Here is a 4,197-nt window from a genome sequence, read left to right as displayed (position 1 = left end):
CTACCAAGCCCTGCGAAACGCCGGAAAACCCCCAAAGCTGGCCTTCATCGCCATCGCCCGAAAGCTCCTCGTCACCGCAAACGCCCTCCTGCGCGACCAACTCTCATTCCAGCCGTAAACACAGTTGCCGGCTCTCCGCTTCGCTGCGGCCGGGATGACGCGGATTAGGAATTCCTCATGAGACCGGCGATCGGATGATCCCCCAGCCCCGTCGCCGCGCCCAGCCGATCGGCCTCGCTCTTGTTCTGCGAGAGCTTGAACGTCCCCTCCAGCCGCTCGACGAACAGCCGTCCGCCGGCGATCCCGCGAAGCATGGCCTCGAAACGGCCGTCGCTCATCTTGTGCCGGGTCCAGGGCGTCTTCGGGAGGAGACGCGCCTCCTCCTGGGCCGAGAGGTCGTCCAGCAGGGCGATCAATTCGCCGTCGTCCAGCGGCGCGACCGAGCCCTCGGCCTCGACCGACAGGTAGTTCCAGGTCGGGACCTGGTCGGCGCTTTCGTACCAGTCGGGGCTGACATAGGCGTCCGAGCCCGTCGCCAGGGCCACGGTGCGGAAGCCTCGCACCAGGTGCGGCGTCAGGGCGTTGCCGCGCGACAGATGGAAATCCAGCGCCAGCTCGCCGCCCAGGTCGCGGATCACCACCGGCGCCTGGGCCAGCATCGGCCGGCCGCCGACGCTGGCGGCCAGGGTCACGAACGGATGGGCGCGGATGAAGTCCAGCAGGGTCGCTCGGTCCTCGACCCGAAAGGCCTGGGCCGGGTGCATCAGTCGGCCGCCGCGCGCAGCAGGCCCACCAGCCGCGCCCGGGTCTCCCCGTCGGCGATGCCGTCGAAGCGGCTCTGCAGCCAGTGACGCTGGAAGGCCGAGACGACCGTGGCGGTCCACTCGTCGTACTTGCCGGTGGGAGCGCAGTCGAAGCCGAGGCGGGTCAATCCGGCCTGCAGGGCGAAGACCCCAGTCCCCTCCTCGCCCTGGCCCAGCGGCGCGCCGGGCGACGGGGCCGGCTCGATCCACAGGCCATGGCCGCTCTCGGCCAGACGCTTCCACGGGAACAGCTCACCCGGGTCGACCTTGCGGGCCGGGGCGATGTCGGAATGGCCCAGGATGCGGCTGTCGGGGATCATCCAGCGCGAGCGCACGTCGGCCAGCAGGTTGATCACCGCGGCGACCTGGGCCTCGGGGAACGGGCGGTAGCCGAACTCGTGGCCGGGATTGACGATCTCGACGCCGATCGAGGCCGAGTTGATGTCCTTAACGCCCTTCCAGAAGGCCGCGCCCGCGTGCCAGGCCCGGCGCTCTTCCGGCACGAGACGAAGGATCCGACCGTCCTCTTCCACGCAGTAGTGGGCCGAGACCTTGGCTTCCGGATCGCGCAGCCGCGCGATGGCGGCCTCGCCCGTTTCCATGCCCGTATAGTGGAGCACCACCATGTCCGGCACGGCCTTGCGGGCATCGAAATTGGGCGACGGGGCCTCGATGATGGTGACGCTCATTGGGCGCGGTTCCGGATCGACATCAGCAACGGCATGACCTGATTCCGCCGAAGCGCGATGATCAGAACGCCGGTCAAGGCGAGGCCGGCGCCGATCCCCATCCGCAGGTCGAAATGGTCGTGGGTGACCATGACGCCCAGGCCGATGGTGAACAGCGGCGTCAGCAGGGTAAGCGGAGCAATCAGGTTGGCCTCGTAGCGCTGGATCAGTCCGTAATAGGCCGTATGGGCCACGACCGAAACCACCAGGGCCGAGAACACCACCGCCGCCACGAACGGCCAGCCGGCATGGATCCCCGCCGCGACCTGGCCCGGCTCGATCGCCGCGCTCATCGCCGCCAGCGGCCAGAGCGAGCAGAAGCCGACCCAGGCCTGGAACTGCAACGGTTTGACGCCCTCGACCTGCTTCATCATCACCGCCCCCAGGGACCCGGCGAAGGCGGCCGCGACGATCAGCCAGAGGCCGGGCGACAGCTCCAGGCCGTGCGGGCTCCACATCACCGTCACCGCGCCGGCCAGGGTCAGGGCCATGCCCAGGCCCCGCCGCCAGCGGATGGTCTCGCCCAGCATCAGCACCGACAGCAGGGTCGTGAACGGCACGCCCAGCTGGATCACCACCGAGGCGGCCGACGGCGAGGCGGTCTTGAAGCCCATGAACAGCAGGGCAAAGTTGCCCGCCCCCATCAGCAGCGCCACCACCACGATCCGCCAGGTCGGCTTCGGGGCCGGCAGCAGCCACGGCAGCGTCGCCAGGGCGACCAGCGAGAAGCGCACCGCCGCGTAGAACAGCGGCGGCACGCCCCAATGGGCGACCACGATCTTCGAGATGATGTTGTTGCTGGCCCAGACCAGGCAGACGAGGACCAGGACGCCGAAGTCGCGAAGGGACATGAGATACCGCTTAAGCCCCCGCCTCTTCCGCCCGCAATCAAAACCACCGAAGCGCCGACATCAGGCGGCTCGTCGCGGTTGACGTTCGGTCAAAACGGTCGTTTGTTCGTGAACACTGTTCACATACCGCTACGCCGGGTCAACCGTCGGGCGCCGGGGAGGACTGGTCGCTCATGGAACATGTCGACGTACTGATCGTGGGCGCGGGCCTGTCGGGGATTGGCGCAGCCTATCACCTGACCAAGAACTGCCCCGGCAAGAGCTACGCCATCCTGGAAGGGCGCGAGGCGATCGGCGGCACCTGGGACCTGTTCCGCTATCCGGGCATCCGCTCCGACAGCGACATGTACACCCTGGGCTATTCGTTCAAGCCGTGGAGGGCCGCCAAGGCCATCGCCGACGGGCCTTCGATCCTGTCCTATGTCCGCGAGACCGCGCGCGAACACGACGTCGAGCGCCACATCCGCTTCCAGCACCTGGTCAAGCGCGCCCGTTGGTCCACGGAGACCGCCACCTGGACCGTCGAGGCCGAGCACGACGGCCAGACCGTCACGTTCACCTGCGGCTTCCTCTACATGTGCGCCGGCTACTACCGCTATTCGGCCGGCTACACGCCCGACTTCCCCGGGGCCGAACGCTTCAAGGGCCGGATCGTCCACCCGCAGCACTGGCCCGAGGACCTCGACTACGCCGGCAAGAAGGTGGTGGTGATCGGCAGCGGAGCCACGGCGGTGACCCTGGTCCCCGAGATGGCCAAGACGGCCGGCCATGTCGTCATGCTGCAGCGCTCGCCGACCTATGTGGTCTCGCGCCCTGCCGAGGACGGCGTCGCCAACTGGCTGCGGTCCAAGCTGCCGGCCATGACCGCCTACGGGATCACCCGCTGGAAGAACGTGCTGATGCAGATGCTGTTCTTCAACCTGGCGCGCAAGAAGCCCGAGAAGATCAAGCAACAGCTGCTGGGCCTGGTGCGCCAGCACCTGGGACCCGACTACGACGTCGAGACCCACTTCACCCCGCGCTACAATCCCTGGGACCAGCGCCTGTGCCTGGTGCCGGACGCCGACCTGTTCGACTCGATCAAGGCCGGGACCAGCTCGGTGGTCACCGACCACATCGAGACCTTCACCGAGTCCGGCATCCAGTTGAAGTCGGGCAAGACCCTGGACGCCGACATCATCGTCACCGCCACCGGACTGCAGATGCAGCTGCTGAGCGGCATGGAGGTGGTGGTCGACGGCAAGGTCGCCGACCTGTCCCAGTCGATGAGCTACAAGGGCATGATGTTCAGCGACGCGCCGAATTTGGCCTCGGCGTTCGGCTACACCAACGCCAGCTGGACGCTGAAGGCCGACCTGACCAGCGAATATGTCTGCCGCCTGCTGAACCACATGAGCCGGACCCGCACGGACTACTGCGTGCCGCGCGTGGACGGCGAGATGGAGGTCGCGCCGTGGCTGGACTTCACCTCCGGCTACGTCACCCGCTCGATCGGCCAATTCCCGAAACAAGGCCTGCGCAAGCCCTGGAAGGTGCACCAGAACTACGCCCTCGACCTGGCCGCGCTGCGGCTGGGCAAGGTCGAGGACGGGGTGATGCAGTTCGGGCGGAAAACAGGCGCGAAGGCGATGGCGGCGGCGTAGCGCGCCCTACTCCTCGTCGTCGAACGCTTCGTCTTCCACCTTCGGGACCGCCGCCGGCGCGGCCTTCGGCGTCTTGCGCTTCACGAACCGCAGCGCTGTGTGCGTCTTGGAAAAGGCGCAGACCTTGGTGTCGGACAGGCCAAAGCCGCGCGCGGCCTTCAGCACATCGGTG

Annotated in this window: 4 protein-coding genes and 1 pseudogene; 1 reads left to right on the top strand and 4 read right to left on the bottom strand. The window is 67.7% G+C overall.

Annotation, left to right across the window (positions count from 1 at the left end; genetic code table 11):
* Positions 1-164: 164 nt before the first annotated feature.
* Genes AC1DSO_RS24495 through AC1DSO_RS24485 form a run of 3 tightly spaced genes read right to left on the bottom strand, consistent with a single transcriptional unit; the run spans position 165 to position 2,382 of the window.
* Positions 165-764 (bottom strand): FMN-binding negative transcriptional regulator, encoded by a 600-nt coding sequence (locus AC1DSO_RS24495; RefSeq protein WP_477071286.1) that lies wholly within the window; start codon positions 762-764, stop codon positions 165-167.
* Complete coding sequence (locus tag AC1DSO_RS24490) at positions 764-1,492, bottom strand: N-acetylmuramoyl-L-alanine amidase (RefSeq protein ID WP_477071285.1); 729 nt, start codon at positions 1,490-1,492, stop codon at positions 764-766. The genes AC1DSO_RS24495 and AC1DSO_RS24490 overlap by 1 nt, the downstream gene beginning before the upstream one ends.
* Positions 1,489-2,382 carry a DMT family transporter gene (locus tag AC1DSO_RS24485; protein WP_477071284.1) on the bottom strand — a complete coding sequence of 298 codons (894 nt, stop codon included), beginning with the start codon at positions 2,380-2,382 and terminating at the stop codon, positions 1,489-1,491. The genes AC1DSO_RS24490 and AC1DSO_RS24485 overlap by 4 nt, the downstream gene beginning before the upstream one ends.
* Positions 2,383-2,441: 59 nt before the next feature.
* On the opposite strand from AC1DSO_RS24485, the gene AC1DSO_RS24480 reads away from it, so the two are divergent.
* On the top strand, positions 2,442-4,025 hold the full coding sequence (locus AC1DSO_RS24480; protein ID WP_477071287.1) for a flavin-containing monooxygenase: 1,584 nt from the start codon (positions 2,442-2,444) through the stop codon (positions 4,023-4,025).
* Between the two features lie 6 nt (positions 4,026-4,031).
* On the opposite strand, the pseudogene AC1DSO_RS24475 reads toward AC1DSO_RS24480, so the two are convergent.
* Positions 4,032-4,197: pseudogene (locus tag AC1DSO_RS24475) on the bottom strand (DUF3052 domain-containing protein); the annotation flags it as partial.

This window comes from Caulobacter sp. P4_E5, from assembly GCF_056401555.1.
Note: the sequence above shows the minus strand (reverse complement) of the source record. Positions and strands in the feature narration are given on the sequence as shown.